An 18802-nucleotide genomic window follows, 5' to 3' on the forward strand; every position below is an offset into this window, starting at 1 on the left:
CGATCCGAGCGATTACGGCCTGTTCGCGATGACCCAGGTGATCTTGAATTTCGCCACCTTCCTCAACGGCTATGGGCTGGTCAGCGCACTGGTGCAGTCGGACAAGCTGGATTCGCACCGCCTGCGGCAAGCCTTCACCATCATGCTGCTGCTCAATGGCAGCCTGGCCTTGCTCCAGCTCGGAATCGCGCCGATCGCGGCGGATTATTACGACCAGCCGATGGTCGCCGACCTGCTGCGGGTGCAGGCTTTGCTCTACCTCTCCACTCCCTTCATCTCGATTCCCGAAGCGATCATGGGGCGGGCGCTCGATTTCAAGCGGCCTGCCCTGGTCAACCTGATCGCCGCCATCGCCTCCGCCGCCGTGGCGCTGGTCGGCGCGCTGTCGGGCTGGGGCGTATGGACATTGGTGTTCGCGCCGATCGCGGGCTTCTGGGTCAAGGGGCTGGGCTATGTGCTGGCGACCGGGTTCCGGCCGATTCCCACATTCGATTTTCGCGGCACTGGCGCGATGGTCGCCTATGGCGCTTCGCTGCTGGGCGGCCAGCTTTTCTGGATCATCCAGAGCCAGGCGGATATTTTCATCGGCGGACGGGTGCTGGAGCCGCACCAGCTGGGCCTGTATGCCGAAGCGCTGTTCCTGACCCAGATTTTCGTCAGCAAGTTCATCCCGCCGCTCAACGACGTCGCCTTTCCCGCCTATGCGCGGATGCAGAAAGACCCATCGCGCGTTGCCTGGTCCTTTTGCAAGGCCGTGCGGCTGCTGCTGCTCATATCCTGCCCGGTCTATCTGGGCATGGCCGTGACCGCAGAGCCTTTGGTCGAAACATTGTTCGGGGCGAAATGGCTGGAGATGGCCCCCTTCGTCGCGGTGCTGGCGCTGGCCATGCCGTTCATGACGTTGCAGGTGATGTTTGCGCCGGTCAGCAATGCGCTGGGCCGCCCCGGCACGACCGCGCGAATCGCGGGCGTCGGCGCGGTGCTGATGCCGGTCGCCTTCCTGATCGGCATCTCCTTCGGCGCGATTGGCCTTGCCTGGGCGTGGCTCGGCGCATTTCCGATCCTGACGATCGTGACGGCGCGGCTCGCCGGGGCGCCGATGGGCCTGCGCCTGATCGATCTGGTGCGGGCCGCTGCGCCGGGGCTGGGCTGCGCGATCCTGATGGCGGGCGTCGTGCTGGCGGTCGATCGCATCCTGCCGCCGCTGGCTGCGCCGGTGCGGCTTGCCGTGCTGGTGCCGACGGGGGGCATAGCCTTCCTCGCCGCGCTGATGCTGTGCGCGCGGGGCACGCTGATGGAACTGGTCGCGCTGGTGATTCGCCGCGCGTCGCCGGTTCAGGCGCCCGCCTGAGAATGTGGCCCGACAGGCGCGCAAAAGCGCGTGTCGAGCCCGTCTTTCAGGCGGTCTGGATATAGTCGCGCAGAGCGGCCGCTTCCGCCTCGATCCGGTCGATGCGGAACTTGACGAGATCGCCGATCGAAATCAGCCCGATCAATTCGCCGCCGACGACGACCGGCAGGTGGCGGATGCGCCGCTTGGTCATCAGCGACAGGCCCGCCATGACCGGCGTGTCGTCGTCAATGGTGATGGCAGGGGCGGTCATCACTTCCGCAACGGGACGCTCCAGCGCCGCCGCGCCTTCGGTCGCGACGCGATAGACCAGGTCGCGCTCGGAAAATATCCCGACTACCTGCCCGTCATCCACCACCGGCACGCAACCGATCCGCTGTTCCGCCAGCAGCGTCACGACGGACAGCACGCTGTCGGTCGATCGCACCTGGATGACGTCACGCCCCTTGCCCTCCAATATCGCCGCGATGGTCATGACCGCTCTCCTTTCCTGGACATTATGTCTCAATGCTTGATGATCACATTTTCGTAAGCCAAAGAAAAGAGATGACACGCAAACAAGCCCTCGACGATCCACAAATTGCCGCAGCCGCATGGACGCGGTTTCGCCGCATCATGCTGTGGATGGCCGCGGGGGGCGCGGCCTGCGTGGCGGCTTCGCTCATCTTCCTGCGGCTATGGGCCGGGCCGATGCCGATCCACATGGTCATCGCCACGATTTTGGGCGTATGGTTGACCTTCATGCTGGGAACCGGCCTGATGGCGCTGGTTTTCCTGTCCAGCGGCACCGGGCATGATGAACAGGTAATCGACCGGATCAAGGATGAGGTGCCAGAGCATGACCAAGACGCGCGGTGATGTCGTGTTGCGCGTGATGCCGCGGCTGGCGGACATCAACGCCAATGGCCATATTTTCGGCGGCTGGGTACTCAGCCAGATGGACATTGCGGGCGGCATCATCGCCCATCGGATCGCGCAGGGCGCGGTTGCGACCGTCGCGATCGAAAGCATGAAGTTCATCACCCCCATATTGCTGGGGGATGTCGTGTCGGTCTACGCCCATGAAGAGCGGCGGGGCCGCACGTCGGTCGCCATCCGCATCGACGTGGTGGCGGTTCGCGGACCGCAGGAGGAGCAGGTGGACCTGACCAGCGGGCTGTTCACCTTCGTCGCGCTGGACGAAAATCACCGGCCCCGGCCCCTGCCCGACGCCTGAAAGCTCAGCGCGGCAAACGCCGCGTATAGGTAAGGTCGGCCTTGCCATTGGCGGGGACTGTGACTCGCCAGATCCATGCATTGCCGCGCCGCTCCATGTCCTTCGGGCGGGGCTCTATGTCGTGCGGGATGGTGACTTCGGCGATCACGTCGAATGGCCGGGCGTTGCTGAGCGCGATCGTCCAGTCCGGGCGCTCGCGCGTCGACCCCATTGGCCGCACCGCAATGCGGACGTCCGCGCTTTCAGCGAGGTCATAGTCGATCCGTTCACCTTCCGCCTTGTCGCCAATGTCCGCCTCCCCGGCCAGCAGGCGCATATCGCCCACCTGCTCGAAAACCGCGACGCGCCCTGACGGCATGGGCAGGCCAAGACCATCATCCTTGCGATTCTGTAGCCGCAACCGCAGCGTCATCGGCCGGGATTCGCCCGCGCCCGATGCCCCGCTGACCGTCGCGGCGTAAAGGCGCTCGACCTTGACGCCGGGCTGGCGCAGCAGCGCGACCTGCTTCTGGCTGCTGGCGGCGACCGTCACGGACACGGGCACGCGGTAGAATTTCAGATCGCCCAGATCCTCCTGTTCCGCCACGACCGGCGCGGGCGGCGGCGGAGCGGCAACAGCCATCGGCGAAAGGACCGCTCCGGTCGCGCGCTGCGCCGTCACCATGATCTCCTGCGCGCCGTCCGCCATCATTGCCGGGGGCATCTCGACAGGAAACAGGTTCCAGCGCGGATGGGTGCTGGTAATGTCCATCGGCCAGCAGGTCAGGCGCAGCGGGCCGCCGGTGGGCCGTGGCTGATCCCCGCGTGGCTGGCGATGGGGCTGTCCGGCGATGACGTTGAGCTGGGCGTCGGCAAAGCCGGTGACGCCGCCATTGGCGACCGTCAACCAAGCCATCAGGTCCAGCCTGCTGCCATCCCCCTGCATGTCGGCGACATAGGAAGCGGACCAGTCGAACCCCTCGGCCAGATAGGTGAGTTGCAACGTCGCGCGGGTCGCCCGATCACTGGTCGCAATCACCGACAGCGTCGGACGCGGCGACAGATCCTTGGGTGCCTGTGGGTAGAGCATCCTTTCGGGCAGGCCGCTGCACCCCAGCGCTTCATAGCCCTGCTCTGTGTGGACGATCACACCGCCGGTCGGCCCGGCGCTCAGTATCGCGTCCTGCTCGGTCACCTTGCCGGTGGCGCGGTCGGTGCGGCGCAGCGTGACGCGGCGCTTGAGATAGGCGTCGACCAACCCTGCGGGCGACAGCAGCCGCGCATCGCGATTCTTCTCCCGCACGCCGCGCGGCATGCCGGTCAGGATGGCGGTTTCGGGCATCAGCCCTTCGGCCACCCCTTCGAACCGGACGACCGATTCGCCCTGCGGCAGATCGACCGTGCGGGTTTCGGTGACCAGTGCATAGCCGCCCGGCCAGTCACGATCGATCGCGCCAGCCGCGCGGTCCGGCGCGCGATAGACGGTGACCGACACGGCATCGATCCGGGTGGAAATGACGGTATCGGCCTGCACCGATGGAGCAATGGCACAAAGAGACAGCGTCAAAAGCCAACCCGCGAAGGCGGGAACAGGCGCCCAATATCGCAAAAGCCGCACTACGACCCGCTTCAGTAGCGCGATTCGAACGTGACGGTCAGGTCGATCGACCCGTTGGCTGGGACAGGCACGCTCCATTCCATCCGGTCGGCCGACACGCGCCGCCCTTCCACGCTCTGCGCGGTGACGCGGGTGTCGCCCCACAGCCCGTCCTGCGCCAGATCGATCGTGATTGCTTCGGGCCGGGCGTTGGTCAGCGTATAGCGCATCCGTGTTTCCCAGCGCGATCCGCCCTTTTTCATGCGCTGTTCGACCGTTGGCCGGACCTTGACGTCGAACGCCTCGCCCGTGCGCAGCGCCATCGACGATCCCATCGGCGTATGGTCGATGCTGTTTTCGCCGATGAATTGCGGATCGCCGCGCGCGTCGCGCATATAGACGCGGATCGTGCCCGCGGGCAGTTGATCGCCAAGCCCGCCCTGTTTGGATGTCGAGAATTTCAGCACGCTCGACGCACTCCGCGGTTCGGCTGAACTGCCGAGCCAGGGGTTGAGATATTCATAGGTCGCCCGCGCCGGTGCGCCCTTCACGTCCAGAAAACTCACCTGTTTCTGCTGCGCATTGGCGATCGTCGTGCGGCGCTCCAGCGGATAGAGATAATAGTCGCCCAGCCGCTCGCGCGGGCCGCTTTCCGTTCCCGCCTGGTCGATCGCGCCGCTGCCCGATTGCCACCAGTTGCGGCGACCGCCTCCATTGGCGGGATTGCCCGCGACCAGGATGGTCCGCGCATTGTTGAAGGTCGTGCCGGTATTGTTGGTCAGCGTGACCCAGCCCTGCATGTCCATCGCGCCCTTGGCGGCGTCGAACAGCGCGACATAGTCGGCGGTCCAGCCCATATTGGGGGTCAGGTAGGACAAGCGGGTCGGCACCGTGCCACCGCGCGCCGCATCGACCGTGACCGACAGGGTCGGCTTGGCGCGCAAATTGGGCGGCACCCGATCGAATATCACCCGCACCGGCAGGCCATCGTCACGCAGCACCTCGATCCGCGCGCCGATCTGCAGGACGATGCCGCCATTAGCCGCGAGTATCTTGGCCCGCTCGCGCGTTTCCGCGCCGGTCGCCGGATTGGTGCGCACCAGCGTCACCTCCTGCCCGACGGCCTTGTCCATCAGCTTGTCGGGCGACAGCAGATCATAGTCGAAATTCTGTTCGACGATCGCGATGCCCGGCCCAGACAGGGTGACGGTCTCAGGCCGGATGCGCGCGGACACATCGGGAAATTCGATGCGGTTGCGCCCCTGCGTCATCGCCAGTTGCCGGTCATCCTGCACCAGCGACTGGCCGCCATTATAGATGGTGACCGCAACATCACCCTGGGCCGAAGCCCCGGTCGGATCGGCGGCGTCCTGCGCCAGCGCAGCAATGGGGAGGGCACATAAAAGCGGCACGAACAGGCGAAGGGCGGTCATGGGGCCAGGTCTCTCCCAACAATGTCGTTGCCTTGTGCCGCAAGCGGCCCGACTTGGGAAGCGGGCATGAAAAAGGGGACGGCGCGCTTGGCGTCGTCCCCTTTTTCATGCCGGATGCGGCGATGCGGCTTATTCGGCCGCCTGCGTCGTCGTGGCGCGGGGGCGGCGGGTGCGCTTCTTGGGCGCCTCCTCGCTGGCTTCGCTGTCATTGTCGGCCCGCGCGATCGAGGGCGGCAGGATCGCCATGTCCAGACCCTCGGTCGCTTCGGCGGCTGCCGGTTCGACGACCTTGCGCGGACGGCCACGGCGCGGACGGGGCGCTTCTTCGCTCTGCGGCGCGGGTGCCTGCTGGACGGGTGCAGCCTCTACGACCGGCGCTGCGACAGGAGCAGGCGCGGGCTGTTCGACCTGCGGCTGCGCTTCGGCAAAGACGGGACGGTCGCGACGCGGACGGTCACGGCGCGGGCCGCGATCTTCACGGCCACGATCGTCGCGACCACGATCCTCGCGACTATCGCGTGATTCGTCCTGACGGCGATTCTGGTCGCGCTGCGGACGATCGCCCTGATCGCGCGCGGCGCGGTCATTGTCGCGCGGGGCACGGTCCTGATCGCGCGACGCGCGGTCATTATAGTCCCGCTGGCCCCGGTCGGGCTGTTCGCGCGGGGTGCGATCATAGGAGGCAGAATCGGTGCGGAATTCGTCGACACCGTCAGCGACGCCGTCGAAATCGTCGCCATCCTCGTCGAAATTCTCGTCCGGGCGGCGGTGACGCTGCGGCTGATTGGCCTGCTGCTCTTCCTGCCGGGCGCGATTGTCGGCCAGGACGCGGAAATAATGGTCGGCAAATTGCAGATAATATTCCGCATTCACCCGGTCGCCCGCCATCTGGGCATCGCGCGCCATATTCTTGTATTTCTCAAGAAGCTGGGCCGCATTGCCCCGCGCGCGGTTGTCGATGCGGTTACCGCTATCGCCCCCGCCGCGATTGCCACCATTATTGGGACGTCCATTGTTATTATTGTTCCGGCCGCGATTGCGGCGACCGGCCTGCCGGTTGTTGATCAAGACATGATCCTTGCGTTCGCTGTCATCATATTGGCTGAAAACTCTGTTCCGTCGCCATCCCCAAGCACGGCCCGCACATCAGGCCGGATACGGCTCCGCAGGGCATGGCCGGTTCAAAGGGCCAGTGCCTCAAGATGCCAGCGGCGCCGGGCAGCAGCGCCGTCATGACTGTCAGGAGCGTAGAAAATGGCTTTTTCTATCAATGGCCTAAACTAACCATATCACGATATAGTGCCATCCCTGCTGTCTATGTAGAGACTTTCGCTGAAGAAACCAAGCAATTTCCGCTTGTCACGGCGTTAATTGCATTGCGCCTGTCCCTTTGGACATGGTTGCGACCAGACAACGATCATGCCCGGCAAGGTCTTGCAGCGCCCGGACGGCCAGCCCCGCATCGCCCAGCAGCGCGGAAACCGCATCCTTCTGATCATAGCCGATCTCGATCGCGGCCATGCCGTCCGGCGCGATCAGGCGGGGCAGGTCGGGCACGATCCGGCGATAGTCGTCCAGCCCCTCAACCCCCGCGAACAGCGCGCTGTCCGGCTCATGCAGCACATCGCCCGCCAGCGCGACGCTGCGCGCGATATAGGGCGGGTTGATCAGGATCAGGTCGAAGCGCCCGTCAATGCCCTGCGCCCAGTCGCCGGGGCGGAAGGTCGCGCGGCCCGCCAGCCCCAGCCGTTCCGCATTGCCTTGCGCCACCGCCAGCGCGCCGGGCGAAGCGTCGACGCCCAGCCCGTGAGCATCGGGCCATTCGCTTAGCGCCGCCAGCAGCAACGCGCCGGAGCCTGTGCCAAGGTCGAGGATGGATCGCGGCGCGCGCGCCGTGAAATGGGCGACCGCCGCCTCGATCAGCGTTTCGCTGTCCGGGCGCGGGATAAGGACGTCGGGGGTGACGGCCAGGCTGATCGTCCAGAAATCGCGAAAGCCCGTAATATAGGCGACCGGCTCCCCCGCGACGCGGCGATCCGTCAGCGCCGCAAAGCCGGGCGGGACGCGCAGGTCGCGCTGGCGCAGCAGCAACGCGTTGCGGGAAAGCCCCAGCGCATGGGCCATCAGCAATTCCGCGTCCAGGCGCGGGGTATCGCTGGCGGCGCTGATCCGGGCAGTGGCGGCGCGCAGGGCGTCGGCCATGCCCCCGTCCCCTGCGATGCCGCTCAACCGATCCCATCCAGTTGCGCCAGCCGGGCGGCTTCATCCTCCGCAATCAGCGCGTCGATCACTTCGGCCAGCCCCGGCCCTTCCAATATCTCCGGCAGGCGATGCAGCGTCAGGTTGATGCGATGGTCGGTGACGCGCCCTTGCGGGAAATTATAGGTGCGGATGCGTTCGGAACGGTCGCCCGATCCCACCATCGCCTTGCGCGCCCCGGCCTGCTCGCTCTGGGTGCGTTCGCGTTCGGCTTCGTAGAGGCGCGCGCGCAGCACCTGCATCGCCTTGGCCTTATTCTTGTGCTGGGACCGTTCGTCCTGCTGGATCACGACCAGACCGCTGGGCAAATGGGTGATGCGGACCGCCGAATCGGTGGTGTTGACGTGCTGGCCGCCAGCGCCCGACGCGCGATATATGTCGATCTTCAGGTCGCTGTCGGCGATCTGGACGTCGACCTCCTCCGGCTCCGGCAGCACCGCAACGGTCGCCGCCGATGTGTGGATGCGCCCGCCGCTTTCGGTGACGGGCACGCGCTGGACGCGGTGGACGCCGCTTTCAAACTTCAGTTTCGCAAACACGCCGGTGCCGGTGACGGACGCGACGACTTCCTTATACCCGCCCGCTTCGGAGGGGTTGGCGGACATCAGCTCCATCTTCCAGCCGACCGAATCGGCATAGCGCTGATACATGCGGAACAGGTCGCCCGCGAACAACGCCGCCTCGTCCCCGCCAGTCCCGGCGCGGATTTCCAGCATGGCCGGGCGCGCATCGGCCGAATCGCGGGGCAGCAATTGCAGCGCCAGCGCCCGTTCGGCGGCGGGCAGCTGGCTCTTGAGGATCTGCATCTCCTCCTGCGCCATTTCGCGCATCAGCGGGTCCGCGTCCGCATCCGCGCCCCCCGTCATATAATCGAGCGCAGCCAGTTCCTGCCGCAAACGCCGCACTTCATGCGCGGCGCGGGCCACCGGCTCGATCTCGGCATATTCCTTGGACAGGCGCACAAACGCGTCGGCGGGCAGATCGGCCCGCGTCATCGACGCCTGCACCTCATCCCGGCGCGCCTCGATCTGCGCAATGCGTTCGGCGGAGATGTGCATTAGGCACCCACCCCCAAACCGTTCGGGCTGAGCCTGTCGAAGCCCTGCCCTGCCCTGCGCGCGGCAGAACGACGGCCCTTCGACAGGCTCAGGGCGAACGGGAATGGAGTGGCGCGATGGGCGTGGGTCGGCATCAGTCGACCATTGCCTTTGCGCCTTCCAGCAGCGCTGGATTTCGAGCCATGCCTTCGCCAACCACCAGCATCTTCAACAAGTCATAAGGAGAAGCCAGTGGCACTTCCTGCTGTTCACCCGACCGCAGATTTTTGAGCGCCATGACCCCTTTGGCGATTTCATCATCGCCCAAAATAGCAGCAAACAGCGCGCCTGAAGCATTGGCACGCTGCATCCGCTTTTTCATATTGCCGCGAAAGCCCATGTCGCAGGCGATACCGGCGCGACGCAGATCGGCAATGATGCCGGTGGCCCTCGCTTCGGCGGCTTCGCCCATCGGGATGATGGCGACGGTCGGCTTCTCCACCTCCGGCGCATCCACCAGCATCGCCAGCCGCTCGATCCCCGCTGCCCAGCCGACCGCAGGCGTCGCCGGGCCGCCCAGATTCTCGATCAGCCCGTCATAGCGTCCGCCACCCAGCACCGTGCCTTGCGCGCCCAGCCGGTCGGTGACGAACTCGAACGCGGTGTGGCGATAATAATCGAGGCCGCGGACCAGCCGGGCATTGCGTTCCCATGCGACGCCCGCCGCATCCAGGCCGCTCGTCACCTTCTCGAAAAAGCTACGCGCCTCGTCGGTCAGATAGGCGTCGATGTCGGGCGCGCTGTCGGCGACGGGGCGGTCGCGCGGGTCTTTGCTGTCGAGGATGCGCAGCGGATTCTTCGCCAGCCGATCGACGCTATCCTCCGACAAGTCCCCGCGATGCGCCTCGAAATGCGCGATCAGCGCGGCGCGCCAGGCTTCGCGGCTGGCCGCGTCGCCCAGCGTGTTGAGCGTCAGCGTCACGCCGTCGTCAATGCCCAGTTCCTTGAGCAACTGGTCCGCGAACACCAGCAATTCGACGTCCGCGCCCGGCTCGGCCGCGCCGATGATTTCAGCGTCGAGCTGGTGAAACTGGCGGAAGCGGCCCTTTTGCGGCCGTTCGTAGCGGAACAGCGGGCCATGCGTCGCCACCTTGAGCGGCGCATATTGCTGCCAGCCCTCGGTAATATAGGCGCGGCTGATCCCGGCGGTAAATTCCGGGCGCAACGTGATGGAATCGCCGCCGCGATCCTCGAACGTGTACATTTCCTTCGACACGACATCGGTGGATTCGCCCAGCGACCGGGCGAATACGGCGGTGGATTCGAATACCGGCACCTCTACCCGCTGAAAGCCGTAAAGTTTGCGCACCCGGTCAAAGGTTGCGACCACATGCGCAAAGCGTTCCGCAAACGCTTCTGCTGTGCCGCCCAACATGTCTTGCGTGCCGCGAACCGGGCGCGGGGTTTCGATTTTCGCCATATGCCGGGCCTTTAGCTTCATTTCAGGCCGGGTGAAATGAATATTTGGGTCAGCGCAAGGGGTGGACGAGGCCAAGAGACAAGGCCATTGTGACGGCATGAGGGCCGTCCGGCCCAGCCTGTATTTTCGGAGACGTTCATGATCCGCAGCCTTGCTGCCGCCCTTTGCCTGACAACGGGCATTTCCCTGGCGATCGCCAGCCCGCTAGCCGCCCAGGAAGCGATCCGGTCCAAACCCACCGCCCTGCCGGTCAACGACGCAACCCCCGCGCCAAAGGACATTCCCTATCCCGGCGGCACCATCAAGCTGGAGGTTGACGCCAGCGACACGACCCAGCGCATCTTCCGCGTGAGGGAGACGATCCCGGTCGCGACCAGCGGGCCGATGACGCTGCTGATGCCCGAATGGTTGCCGGGCAATCACGCCCCGCGCGGCCAGCTGGAAAAGCTGAACGGCCTGACCTTCACCGCCGATGGCAAGCCGCTCAGCTGGAAGCGCGATCCGCTGAACGTCTACGGCTTCGTCATCGACGTACCGCAGGGGACGAAACAGGTCGTCGCCCAGTTCCAGTTCCTGTCCGCGACCGCGGGCAATCAGGGCCGCGTCGTCGTGACGCCCAAGATGCAGAATATCCAGTGGGAAGCGGTCTCGCTCTATCCGGCGGGCTATTATACCCGCCAGATCCCGGTGCAGGCGACCGTCACCTATCCCGCCGGCTGGCAGGCCGCGACCGCGCTGCGGGGCAAACGGACCGGCGATACCGTCGCCTATGACGTGATCGACTATGAAGCGTTGCAGGATTCGCCCGTCTTTGCCGGCGAGCATTTCAAGGCGGTGGATCTGGGAAACAATGTCACGCTCAACATCGTGGCCGATGATGCCGACGAACTGGTCTATACCCCGGAACAGATCGCCAAGCACAAAAGGCTAGTGGACGAAGCGGGCGCGCTGTTCGGCAGCTATCATTTCGACCATTATGATTTCCTGCTCGCCATCACCGACGAAATGGGCGGCATTGGCCTGGAGCATCATCGCAGCTCGGAAAATCAGGTCGAACCGGGCTATTTCAAGAAATGGAGCGATGGCGAGGCGTTGCTGGACCGCAACCTGCTGCCCCATGAATTCACCCATAGCTGGGACGGCAAGTTCCGCCGCCCCGACCTGCTATGGACCCCCGATTTCCGCACGCCGATGCAGGACAATCTGCTGTGGGTCTATGAAGGGCAGACGCAATTCTGGGGCTATGTGCTGGGCGCGCGGTCGGGCCTGTTCACCAAGCAGGAAACGCTCGACGCCTATGCCCAGATCGCGGCCAGGCTGGACACCACGGTCGGTCGGCAATGGCGGCCGATGGAGGATACGACGCATGATCCCATCATTTCCGCCCGCCGGCCCAAGGGCTGGGTCAGCTGGCAGCGGTCGGAGGACTATTATAATGAAGGGCTGATGATCTGGCTGGAGGCCGACGCGATCATCCGCAAGCAGACCAGGGGCGCCAAGGGGCTGGACGATTTCGCCAAGGCCTTTTTCGGCGTGAAGCCGGGCGACTGGGGCGAACTTGTCTATAACCGGCAGGATGTCATCAACACGCTGAACGGCATCGCGCCCTATGACTGGGCCGGTTTCTTCCAGACCTATGTGGACAGTCCGACGCGCGAAACGCCCAAGGGCGGCTTCACCATGGGCGGGTACAAGCTGGTCTATGGCGACACCCCCAATGCCATTACCAAAGCGGCCGAAGGCGCGAACAAGATTGTCGACCAAAGCTATGGCATCGGCCTGATCGTCAAGAATGACGGCGAAATCAGCAGCGTCATCTGGGACAGCCCGGCATTCAAGGCGGGCCTGCTGGTCGGCGCCAAGATCGTGGCAGTCAATGGCGATGAATATTCGGGCGACGTGTTCAAGGCGGCGATCAAGGCCAAGGCGCCGTTCCAGATCATCCTAAAGAAGGACAAATATTACCGCACTTTGTCACTCGATTATTCGGGCGGGCTGCGCTATCCGCGCCTCGAAAAGACAGGAGAGGGTGAGGGCAGCCTCGACAAGCTGCTCAAACCGAAAACATAAACACCCCGAAGCCAAGTGCAACAAAAGGCGTATCCATGAATATCGAACTGATTCCGGTTGGCGATGATCCGCCCAACAGCCTGAATGTCATCATCGAAGTTCCGGTCGGCGGCGAACCGGTGAAATATGAGTTCGACAAGGCGTCGGGCGCGCTGTTCGTGGATCGCATCCTGCACACGCCGATGCGCTATCCGGCCAATTACGGCTTCGTGCCGCACACGCTGTCGCCCGATGGCGATCCTCTGGACGCACTCGTCATCGCGCGCTCGCCCTTCGTCCCCGGTTCGGTCGTCCGCGCACGCCCGATCGCGGTGCTGAACCTGGAAGATGAAGCGGGCGGCGACGAAAAGCTGGTCTGCGTGCCGGACAACAAGACCTTCCCTTATTATGCCGACGTGGGCGAAAAGGATGACCTGCCCGGCATCGTGATGGAACAGATCGAACATTTCTTCACCCATTACAAGGACTTGGAAAAGACCAAATGGGTGCGGATCGGCACCTGGGGCGGCGCTGAGGACGCCCGGCAGATCACGCTGGAAGCCATTGCCCGCTATCAGGCGACCAAGAAGGACTGAAACGTCCGCTTGTCCGATCGAATCGAAAAGGCCGCGCGGTGCAAACTGCGCGGCCTTTTTTGTGGCAATGCAGTCCCGCAAAATCCTCCCCTGCAAGGGGGTAGGGACCGTTCGCGAAGCGAATGGTGGAGGGGTGTCGCCTCCCGTGCAAAGGCAGGATTGTCATAAAGCGCAGTCCGCCTGCCCGCTATTGGCATCGTCAAAGGGTTGCGGCAGGCAACGCAATGCGTAGGGTAGCGGGCATGAAATTCCGCCCGCTCGGCCTGCTGGCCCCCATCGCCCTTATCGCCACCCTGCCGTTGCCCGCCATGGCGCGCGAGCCGGTATCGACCAACGCCACCGTCTCCGCCGCCGATCCGCGCGCCGCTGCCGCCGGGCAGGAGATATTGCGCAAGGGCGGCAGCGCGACGGACGCGGCCATCGCGATGATGCTGACGCTCAATGTCGTCGAACCGCATAATAGCGGCATCGGCGGCGGCGGTTTCCTGATGCATCATGACGGGCAGAGCGGCGTGCTGGAATCGATCGACGGTCGCGAAACCGCGCCCGCCGCCGCCCGGCCCGACCGCTTCATGGGCGCCGATGGCAAGCCGTTGTCCTTCCGCAACGCCTGGCCCGGCGGCTATTCCGTCGGCGTGCCGGGCAATCTGCGTCTGGCGTGGGACGCCCACAGGAAATGGGGCAAGCTGCCCTGGGCCGACCTGTTCCAGCCCGCGATCCGCGCGGCGGAGGAGGGATTTGAGGTACGCCAGCGGCTCGACACGGCGATGAAGGCGGTGGCGGGGGTCTGGGCCGACTTCCCCGAAATCCAGAAATATTTCTGGATCGACGGCAAGCCCGCGCCGATGGGCACGATCCTCAAAAATCCGCCGCTCGCCGCGCTGTTCAAACGGATCGCGGCGGAGGGGCCGGACGCCTTCTACACCGGCGACAATGCCCGGCTGATGGCGCAGGCGGTCACCAACGCCCCCAAAAACCCGGTGCCGATGACCGAAGCGGACATCGCCGCCTATCAGGCCAAGCCGCGCAAGCCGGTCTGCGGGACATATCGCGTCTATACCGTGTGCGGCATGGGACCGGCATCGGGCGGCGGCATTACCGTGCTCCAGATATTGGGCATGGTGGAGCGCTTTCCGCTTAGCGCTTGGGGCAAGGATGATCCGCGCTCCTGGCACGTCATCGGCGAAGCGATGCAACTGGCCTATGCCGATCGCGGCACCTGGCTTGGCGATCCCGATTTCGTCGCCGTGCCGATCAGCGGCCTGATCGACCCGACCTATCTCAAGCAACGCTCCGCCCGCATCCGCCTCAACAAGGCGCTCAATGACTATCAGCCTGGCACCCCGCCCGGCGCGCAGCCGCGCACCGCGTCGCTGCCCCAGCCCGAAAGCGGCACCAGCCATTTCGTCGCGGTCGACCGCAATGGCGACATCGCCGCCTGGACATCCACCATCGAAAGCTTTTTCGGCAGCCAGCTGGTCGCCAACGGCGTCATCCTCAACAATGAACTGACCGATTTCAGCTTCACGCCGGAAAAGGATGGCGCGCCGGTCGCCAACGCCGTGGGGCCGGGCAAGCGGCCCCTTTCCTCCATGTCGCCCACCATCGTCTATGATGCCAAGGGGACGCCCATCTTCACCGTCGGCGCGGCGGGCGGCAAGACCATCATCATGCAGGTGGCCAAGGCGCTGATCGCCCATTTCGACTGGGGCATGTCGGCGCAGGATTCGATCGCGATGGGCCTCATCTTCTTCAACGGCGACGGGCTGGTGCTGGAACAGGGCACCGGGCTGGAAACGATGCAGGCGCCGCTGGAGAAGCTGGGCCACCGCGTCACCGTCTCGCGCCTTGGCCTGAAAGCCAACGCCGCCGAACGCGCGCCCGATGGCCACTGGATCGGCGCAGCCGACCCGCGCAGCCCCGGCGTGTCATTGCAGGAGTGAATGGGCAACCGTCGTTGCATCACCCCTTCAAATCCAGCCCGGCGACGTTGAAGGCAAAGGGCGCGCTCTGATCCTTCGGCCCGGTCACCAGATTGACCGATACCGTCTGCGCCTTGGCGATCGCCTCATAGGCGTTTTGCGACGGCAATATCTCGATCCCGTCCTTGGCGTCGGTCATCCGCCCCTTCCAGCGCAGCGGCCGGCCGCCATCGGCCGTCGCGGTTACGGCGCAATCGGACAGGTCGCACTGGAACGGCGCGCCGACCAGCTTCACCGTCACCGACTTTTCGCCATTGTCCATCGGCTGGACCAGCATGACCGCGAACGTGTCCGCCGCCGTCATCGTCGGCACCGCATTGGCGCTGCCGATATAGGCCAGCTTGGGCTTGCCGCCCGACCCGGCCTCATATTTCCACGTCTGGCCGATCGTGTCCCGCTGGGTCGGCCCCTTGTCGCCCGACGAACAGGCCGCGAGCAGCCCAATGGCTGTAATGGCGATGAAATGGCGCATGACTGAATCTCCTTGTCGGGACATTCAACGCCGCAACTTGATGCAGGTTTCCCTTTAAGCGCTGTACCGCGCCGCTGTGTCGCGGATCAGGGCGATCATGTTGGGGATGCCCTGGGTCCGGTTGGAACTCAGCTGATTTTTGAGGTCGAACGGGGCCAGCGCCCCCTCTATGTCCGCAGCGCCGATCGTGGCGGGACTTTTGTCCTGCACGGTCAGCAGCACCAGCGCGATGATCCCCTTGGTGATCGCGGCGTTGCTGTCGGCCAGGAAATGCAGCCTCCCATCGTCCAGCACGGTGGGATAGACCCACACTGCCGCCGAACAGCCACGCACCAGCGTCGCATCGGTCTTGAGCGCGTCGGGCATGGGTTCGAGCGCCCGGCCCAGATCGATCAGCAGACGATAGCGGTCGTCCGCGTCCAGAAATTCATATTCTTCGTAAATATCGGCCAGGGCGCTTGGATCGGTCATGGCCGCCCATATAGGGGGATTTGCGCGGCGGGGAACCTGCCTTTTGGACTTTTACAAATCCACGCCCGCCGCGATCGCTTCCAGCTTGCGGATGCGTTCCTTAAGGTCGGCGACCTCGATCCGCGCGGCGGCCGACGGGGGCGCGCTCGCTTCGCCGCGATGCCCCAGTTCCGCGCGCTTCAATTCCAGCCAGCCGTTCCAGCCGCGCAAAGTGGCCATGGTCACGATGGAAAGGCCGGCCAGTCCGGCCAATGCAATCGTCAGATAGAGAGCGGGGTCCTGCATGATAGCCTCCCTGGGCTTTGGGCCGCGTTCAATCGCGGTCCCGCAATTTCTCGAATTCGCGTTCCAGTGCGCTGGTGCCATCGGTCGCCAGACGCTCCAGCACCGCGACGCGGTCTTTCAGCGCCTTCACCTCGGCACGCAGCCGTTCGGCTTCCGGGTCCGGCCCGCGGGCGATGAATTCTTCGCCCTTGTGCCGGCGCACGACGCCATATTTGGCGCGCAGGACGCTGGCGATGGCGGTGATCGCAATGATGGCGACGACCATTTCAAACGGGTTCATGATGATTTCTCCCTTTGACCGCGCGCTCAGTTGGCCGGGCTGCGCAGCCGTTCGATTTCGCGATTGAGCTGGTGGCTTTCGTCGGTGACGATCCGCTCGACCACGGCCAGCCGATCCTTCATCGATCCGATTTCGGCGCGCAGCTGGGCATTTTCCTGGCTGAGCAGCTTCACCCGCTCGACCATTTCCTCATTCTTCTGCGGATAGACCGCCTGCCCCCATGCGCCGTCGAGCGGATAGCCGTTCTTGACGCGCAGCCAGGTCGTGAACACCCAGCCGACGATCGCCAGCGATCCGACGGCAAAGACGACCGGCGCGAAATCTGCAAATGGAAACATGATCTCTACTCCCTTGCACCGCGCTCAGCGCAGCCCCTCGATTTCGCGCGCGGTGCGGATGGCCGGATCGGTGGCGATCCGTTCCAGCACGGCAATGCGTTCCTCCAGGCGGCTGATGCGGCCCATCAGCTTTTCGTTTTCACCCGACAACAGGGCGATTTTTCGACCAGCGTCGCCGTCCGTTCGATCAACGGTGCCGGTCCATTCATTTTCCACCGGATAACCGTGGCGGGCACGGACCCAGGTGGTGAACATCCAGCCCAGGGTCGACATGGCGATGATCGCCAGGACAAAGAAAGGTCCACCGAAATTCATGGGTTTAACTCCCTGTTATTCTGCCCCGGATCTGCTCAGCGCAGGCTGTCGATCTCGTCCGCCAGGCGCGTGTTGCGGCTGGTATAGTAGATTTCGATGTCAGCCAGGCGGCGGTCGATGTCGCGGAACTTGGACCGGACATCGCGGGTGGAGCGGGTCGGATTGGTCCGCACGCCCTGCCAGAATTTCTCGTCATCCCGGTCCGAATAGAGGCCCTTGGGCTTGTCATCGGCGAAATAGACGGCGGCGAAATAGGCGATCAGCGTCCAGGGGAAAGCCCCCATCAGGGTGATCAGCACCGCGCCGACACGGACCCAGACGACGTCGATCCCGCTATAGTCGGCGATGCCAGCGCACACGCCCGACCATTTGCCATTGGCCTTGTTGAGGTAGAATTTGGTGCGGCGGGCGGTCATCTCAGTTCCTCCGGTCGAAGCTGTAATCGTCGTCGCCCAGGTCGGCATCGGGTGCCGGGCGGCGCGGACGGAAATCGGGGTTGTCGGCGGCGACGATCCGTTCGACCGTCATCAGCCTTTCTTCCAGGCGGCGGGCGAGAAGGTGGAGTTCATCCAGCAGCTTCTCATCCTCGTCGGTGATCTTGGGCGCCTGCTTCCATTTGGTGACATAGTGGAAGATCAGCCACGGCATGCCGATGAACAACATGCCGCAGATCATGATGGGCAGGAATATGTCCTCCATGATATCAGGCTCCCTTGTTCATGGACGCCTTGAGCGCAGCCAGATCGGCATCCACCTTGTCGGCGGACTTCAGCTCGGCAATCTCTTCCTCCAGCGTCTTGGGCGTGCCGCCCAGCGCCATCGCATCGGCGCGGCCTTCGGCCAGATCGACCCGGCTTTCGAGCATGTCGAAGCGTGCAAACGCCTCGTTCACCTTCTCGCCGGCATAGGCTTCGCGCACCCGCAGGCGGTTTTCCGCGCTCTGCATCCGGGTGACCAGGCTGTTCTGGCGGGCGCGGGCTTCGCGCAGCTTGCCCTGCAGCTTGGAAATATCCTCTTCGGCCGCTTTCAGCGCCTCGTCCAGGGTTTCGATCTCATGGGCCAGATGCTCGGCCATGTCGGTCGCCTTCTGGCGTTCGACCAGGGCCGCCTTGGCCAGATCCTCGCGATCCTTGGACAAGGCCAGCTGCGCCTTCTCGGTCCAGCTGTCCTGCAGGGCAGTCAGCTTGGCGATGTGGCGGCGCATTTCCTTCTGGTCGGCGATCGTGCGGGCGGCGGACGCGCGCACCTCGACCAGGGTTTCCTCCATTTCGAGGATGATCATGCGGATCATCTTCGCCGGGTCTTCGGCCTTGTCGAGCAGGTCGGTGACGTTGGCGGCGATGATGTCGCGGGTGCGGGAAAAAATACCCATCTGAACTTCACTCCTTATCTTATGCTTTGGGGGCGGCGACCTTAGGCCAGATAGCACAGGGCCATGGGGGCCGCCTGACTGGCGGACGCCGGCGCTTCGCTGGCGCGGGCCGGGCCGACCGCTGACAGGATCAGGGTCGATCCGAACAGCAGCGCAGCGACGGCGACCGACATCAGCTGGCCGATTTCGCGAATGCTGTTGTTGTTCTTTTCCATGATATAACTCCCTGAACCTTGGCCTTCGTGACGTTCCGCTTGTGTCTGTGCGGATTGCCTGTAGCTTTGCAGGGG

At 64.5% G+C, this 18802-nt stretch carries 23 protein-coding genes (1 of these 23 only partly in view); 6 read left to right on the forward strand and 17 right to left on the reverse strand.

Annotated features, from left to right (window positions below):
* Positions 1–1351: the 3' portion of a lipopolysaccharide biosynthesis protein gene (locus tag AC07X9_RS12135; protein ID WP_017182996.1), read on the forward strand. It extends 137 nt beyond the left edge of the window; only the last 1351 of its 1488 coding nucleotides appear in the window; its start codon lies off the left edge, out of view; the stop codon is at positions 1349–1351.
* A gap of 46 nt (positions 1352–1397) precedes the next feature.
* Here the strand turns inward: AC07X9_RS12135 and AC07X9_RS12140 are convergent, their stop codons facing one another.
* Positions 1398–1826 carry a CBS domain-containing protein gene (locus AC07X9_RS12140; RefSeq protein WP_017182995.1) on the reverse strand — a complete coding sequence of 143 codons (429 nt, stop codon included), beginning with the start codon at positions 1824–1826 and terminating at the stop codon, positions 1398–1400.
* 71 nt (positions 1827–1897) lie between these two features.
* On the opposite strand from AC07X9_RS12140, the gene AC07X9_RS12145 reads away from it, so the two are divergent.
* On the forward strand, positions 1898–2209 hold the full coding sequence (locus tag AC07X9_RS12145) for a hypothetical protein (RefSeq protein WP_017182994.1): 312 nt from the start codon (positions 1898–1900) through the stop codon (positions 2207–2209).
* Complete coding sequence (locus AC07X9_RS12150) at positions 2190–2567, forward strand: acyl-CoA thioesterase (protein WP_017182993.1); 378 nt, start codon at positions 2190–2192, stop codon at positions 2565–2567. The genes AC07X9_RS12145 and AC07X9_RS12150 overlap by 20 nt, the downstream gene beginning before the upstream one ends.
* Before the next feature lie 4 nt (positions 2568–2571).
* Here the strand turns inward: AC07X9_RS12150 and AC07X9_RS12155 are convergent, their stop codons facing one another.
* The 6 genes from AC07X9_RS12155 to hisS form a co-directional block, all read right to left on the reverse strand.
* Positions 2572–4080, reverse strand: a complete 1509-nt coding sequence (locus tag AC07X9_RS12155) for a DUF4139 domain-containing protein (RefSeq protein WP_017182992.1) — start codon at positions 4078–4080, stop codon at positions 2572–2574.
* A gap of 95 nt (positions 4081–4175) precedes the next feature.
* Positions 4176–5576 (reverse strand): DUF4139 domain-containing protein, encoded by a 1401-nt coding sequence (locus AC07X9_RS12160; protein WP_017182991.1) that lies wholly within the window; start codon positions 5574–5576, stop codon positions 4176–4178.
* Between the two features lie 129 nt (positions 5577–5705).
* A complete protein-coding gene (locus tag AC07X9_RS12165) occupies positions 5706–6644 on the reverse strand; it encodes a DUF4167 domain-containing protein (protein ID WP_017182990.1) in 939 nt (312 codons plus the stop codon).
* 291 nt (positions 6645–6935) lie between these two features.
* Entirely contained in the window at positions 6936–7778 is an 843-nt protein-coding gene (prmC, locus tag AC07X9_RS12170) for a peptide chain release factor N(5)-glutamine methyltransferase (protein WP_017182989.1), read from the reverse strand.
* Between the two features lie 23 nt (positions 7779–7801).
* Positions 7802–8893 (reverse strand): peptide chain release factor 1, encoded by a 1092-nt coding sequence (gene prfA, locus AC07X9_RS12175; RefSeq protein WP_017182988.1) that lies wholly within the window; start codon positions 8891–8893, stop codon positions 7802–7804.
* 133 nt (positions 8894–9026) lie between these two features.
* Positions 9027–10352 carry a histidine--tRNA ligase gene (hisS, locus tag AC07X9_RS12180; RefSeq protein WP_017182987.1) on the reverse strand — a complete coding sequence of 442 codons (1326 nt, stop codon included), beginning with the start codon at positions 10350–10352 and terminating at the stop codon, positions 9027–9029.
* Positions 10353–10490: 138 nt separating this feature from the next.
* On the opposite strand from hisS, the gene AC07X9_RS12185 reads away from it, so the two are divergent.
* From AC07X9_RS12185 to ggt, 3 genes are all read left to right on the forward strand, one after another.
* Positions 10491–12422, forward strand: a complete 1932-nt coding sequence (locus AC07X9_RS12185) for a M61 family metallopeptidase (protein ID WP_017182986.1) — start codon at positions 10491–10493, stop codon at positions 12420–12422.
* Between the two features lie 35 nt (positions 12423–12457).
* Positions 12458–12997, forward strand: coding sequence for an inorganic diphosphatase (ppa, locus tag AC07X9_RS12190; RefSeq protein ID WP_017182985.1), 540 nt, complete (start codon positions 12458–12460; stop codon positions 12995–12997).
* 242 nt (positions 12998–13239) lie between these two features.
* Positions 13240–14940, forward strand: coding sequence for a gamma-glutamyltransferase (ggt, locus tag AC07X9_RS12195; RefSeq protein ID WP_017182984.1), 1701 nt, complete (start codon positions 13240–13242; stop codon positions 14938–14940).
* Between the two features lie 19 nt (positions 14941–14959).
* Here the strand turns inward: ggt and AC07X9_RS12200 are convergent, their stop codons facing one another.
* From AC07X9_RS12200 to AC07X9_RS12245, 10 genes are read right to left on the reverse strand one after another with little or no spacing between them, the layout of a single operon-like run.
* On the reverse strand, positions 14960–15451 hold the full coding sequence (locus AC07X9_RS12200; RefSeq protein ID WP_017182983.1) for a hypothetical protein: 492 nt from the start codon (positions 15449–15451) through the stop codon (positions 14960–14962).
* A 54-nt stretch (positions 15452–15505) separates the two neighbouring features.
* Entirely contained in the window at positions 15506–15922 is a 417-nt protein-coding gene (locus AC07X9_RS12205; protein ID WP_017182982.1) for a SufE family protein, read from the reverse strand.
* Between the two features lie 51 nt (positions 15923–15973).
* Complete coding sequence (locus AC07X9_RS12210) at positions 15974–16207, reverse strand: hypothetical protein (protein ID WP_017182981.1); 234 nt, start codon at positions 16205–16207, stop codon at positions 15974–15976.
* Positions 16208–16235: 28 nt separating this feature from the next.
* The gene (locus AC07X9_RS12215; protein ID WP_017182980.1) at positions 16236–16487 is read right to left on the reverse strand and encodes a hypothetical protein; all 252 of its coding nucleotides are present in this window, start codon (positions 16485–16487) and stop codon (positions 16236–16238) included.
* A 26-nt stretch (positions 16488–16513) separates the two neighbouring features.
* Complete coding sequence (locus AC07X9_RS12220; RefSeq protein ID WP_017182979.1) at positions 16514–16825, reverse strand: hypothetical protein; 312 nt, start codon at positions 16823–16825, stop codon at positions 16514–16516.
* Between the two features lie 24 nt (positions 16826–16849).
* The gene (locus AC07X9_RS12225) at positions 16850–17140 is read right to left on the reverse strand and encodes a hypothetical protein (RefSeq protein WP_017182978.1); all 291 of its coding nucleotides are present in this window, start codon (positions 17138–17140) and stop codon (positions 16850–16852) included.
* A 35-nt stretch (positions 17141–17175) separates the two neighbouring features.
* Entirely contained in the window at positions 17176–17556 is a 381-nt protein-coding gene (pspC, locus tag AC07X9_RS12230) for an envelope stress response membrane protein PspC (protein WP_006953513.1), read from the reverse strand.
* 1 nt (position 17557) lies between these two features.
* Positions 17558–17839, reverse strand: coding sequence for an envelope stress response membrane protein PspB (gene pspB, locus AC07X9_RS12235; protein WP_017182976.1), 282 nt, complete (start codon positions 17837–17839; stop codon positions 17558–17560).
* A 4-nt stretch (positions 17840–17843) separates the two neighbouring features.
* Positions 17844–18512, reverse strand: coding sequence for a phage shock protein PspA (gene pspA, locus AC07X9_RS12240; RefSeq protein ID WP_017182975.1), 669 nt, complete (start codon positions 18510–18512; stop codon positions 17844–17846).
* A gap of 41 nt (positions 18513–18553) precedes the next feature.
* Positions 18554–18727, reverse strand: coding sequence for a hypothetical protein (locus tag AC07X9_RS12245; protein WP_017182974.1), 174 nt, complete (start codon positions 18725–18727; stop codon positions 18554–18556).
* Positions 18728–18802 lie beyond the last annotated feature (75 nt).

The organism is Sphingobium sp. GW456-12-10-14-TSB1 (genome assembly GCF_059424385.1).

What these genes read in the sequence shown, in the direction of transcription:
- AC07X9_RS12205 (WP_017182982.1), bottom strand. Translation starts at nt 15,922, where the DNA reads ATGACCGATCCAAGCGCCCTGGCCGATATTTACGAAGAATATGAATTT.
- AC07X9_RS12210 (WP_017182981.1), bottom strand. Translation starts at nt 16,207, where the DNA reads ATGCAGGACCCCGCTCTCTATCTGACGATTGCATTGGCCGGACTGGCC.
- AC07X9_RS12145 (WP_017182994.1), top strand. Translation starts at nt 1,898, where the DNA reads ATGACACGCAAACAAGCCCTCGACGATCCACAAATTGCCGCAGCCGCA.
- AC07X9_RS12200 (WP_017182983.1), bottom strand. Translation starts at nt 15,451, where the DNA reads ATGCGCCATTTCATCGCCATTACAGCCATTGGGCTGCTCGCGGCCTGT.
- ppa (WP_017182985.1), top strand. Translation starts at nt 12,458, where the DNA reads ATGAATATCGAACTGATTCCGGTTGGCGATGATCCGCCCAACAGCCTG.
- pspB (WP_017182976.1), bottom strand. Translation starts at nt 17,839, where the DNA reads ATGGAGGACATATTCCTGCCCATCATGATCTGCGGCATGTTGTTCATC.
- AC07X9_RS12140 (WP_017182995.1), bottom strand. Translation starts at nt 1,826, where the DNA reads ATGACCATCGCGGCGATATTGGAGGGCAAGGGGCGTGACGTCATCCAG.
- AC07X9_RS12225 (WP_017182978.1), bottom strand. Translation starts at nt 17,140, where the DNA reads ATGAATTTCGGTGGACCTTTCTTTGTCCTGGCGATCATCGCCATGTCG.
- AC07X9_RS12215 (WP_017182980.1), bottom strand. Translation starts at nt 16,487, where the DNA reads ATGAACCCGTTTGAAATGGTCGTCGCCATCATTGCGATCACCGCCATC.
- AC07X9_RS12160 (WP_017182991.1), bottom strand. Translation starts at nt 5,576, where the DNA reads ATGACCGCCCTTCGCCTGTTCGTGCCGCTTTTATGTGCCCTCCCCATT.
- pspA (WP_017182975.1), bottom strand. Translation starts at nt 18,512, where the DNA reads ATGGGTATTTTTTCCCGCACCCGCGACATCATCGCCGCCAACGTCACC.
- pspC (WP_006953513.1), bottom strand. Translation starts at nt 17,556, where the DNA reads ATGACCGCCCGCCGCACCAAATTCTACCTCAACAAGGCCAATGGCAAA.
- prfA (WP_017182988.1), bottom strand. Translation starts at nt 8,893, where the DNA reads ATGCACATCTCCGCCGAACGCATTGCGCAGATCGAGGCGCGCCGGGAT.
- AC07X9_RS12220 (WP_017182979.1), bottom strand. Translation starts at nt 16,825, where the DNA reads ATGTTTCCATTTGCAGATTTCGCGCCGGTCGTCTTTGCCGTCGGATCG.
- ggt (WP_017182984.1), top strand. Translation starts at nt 13,240, where the DNA reads ATGAAATTCCGCCCGCTCGGCCTGCTGGCCCCCATCGCCCTTATCGCC.
- AC07X9_RS12185 (WP_017182986.1), top strand. Translation starts at nt 10,491, where the DNA reads ATGATCCGCAGCCTTGCTGCCGCCCTTTGCCTGACAACGGGCATTTCC.
- AC07X9_RS12245 (WP_017182974.1), bottom strand. Translation starts at nt 18,727, where the DNA reads ATGGAAAAGAACAACAACAGCATTCGCGAAATCGGCCAGCTGATGTCG.
- AC07X9_RS12150 (WP_017182993.1), top strand. Translation starts at nt 2,190, where the DNA reads ATGACCAAGACGCGCGGTGATGTCGTGTTGCGCGTGATGCCGCGGCTG.
- prmC (WP_017182989.1), bottom strand. Translation starts at nt 7,778, where the DNA reads ATGGCCGACGCCCTGCGCGCCGCCACTGCCCGGATCAGCGCCGCCAGC.
- hisS (WP_017182987.1), bottom strand. Translation starts at nt 10,352, where the DNA reads ATGGCGAAAATCGAAACCCCGCGCCCGGTTCGCGGCACGCAAGACATG.